The 854-nt window shown below is 36.9% G+C and carries 1 protein-coding gene; it reads right to left on the bottom strand.

The features are described from left to right. Window positions 1-305: 305 nt before the first annotated feature. Complete coding sequence (locus AC1DTM_RS29290) at window positions 306-632, bottom strand: heterocycloanthracin/sonorensin family bacteriocin (RefSeq protein ID WP_477001577.1); 327 nt, start codon at window positions 630-632, stop codon at window positions 306-308. Window positions 633-854: the final 222 nt, after the last annotated feature.

Here is an 854-nt window from a genome sequence, read left to right as displayed (position 1 = left end):
CATAAAAGAGATTATCCTATGAAGCCGATGCACAACGACCTATTAGAATAATTTCTTTTCATAATGAAATAAAACATTACATTTTGTGGTTTCTTTTCTAAAAACCTAGTATTCATTATAAGTGCTTAATTATTATCGTTTTATCAAGCGACATATCAGCGATATTTTATATCTATTTCGTATAGGTGTTAGCAAGTTCGTTTGAAAACTTGTTAGCACTTTTTTATAAAAATTGTATAATGCTTCAAAAAGTAGGAATCCGTTTTGATCAATCTTTTTTCAAAATGGATTCCTTTTGTCTCTTATCAATATTCAAATGTTACAGTAGTACCATTAAAACCATCAAAACAATTAGAGCAATTAGAGCAATTAGAGCAATTAGAGCAACCACCACAACCAAAACAACTAAAGCAACCGAAGCAACCAAAACAACGGAATCCACCACAACGACCACCACCACCACAACGACCACCACCGCCACAACCACCACAGCGACCACAACCACCACAGCGACGAGCAGCATCTTCAATATAGTAATATGGATATTGGTTTTGCTGGTCCCAATACACAATATTTCCAGGCTGATAATCATTAAGGCTTAACGCTTGTAGTTCTTGTTGAAAATTATTCATCTTCATGACCTCCGTTTATAAACTACAACCCCATCGATACTTTCCTATATTTCTGTTCGTTAAATCTAAGTAGAAATAGCGCTATAAAGTGAAACTTTAATCCGTAGGGGTTTTGTTCATCCCCCACTGATTATTAGCCCGCACCAATCGGGCGTYTACGGGCAGCAGGGCTCCCACCTAACTTCTTTGCTCCAGTCGAATTTTGAGGTGGGAGTTTTACTG

The sequence above is a fragment of the Bacillus sp. P4_D3 genome, from assembly GCF_056401855.1.
This window is presented reverse-complemented; position numbering and strand designations above follow the sequence as displayed.

What these genes read in the sequence shown, in the direction of transcription:
- AC1DTM_RS29290 (WP_477001577.1), bottom strand. Translation starts at nt 632, where the DNA reads ATGAATAATTTTCAACAAGAACTACAAGCGTTAAGCCTTAATGATTAT.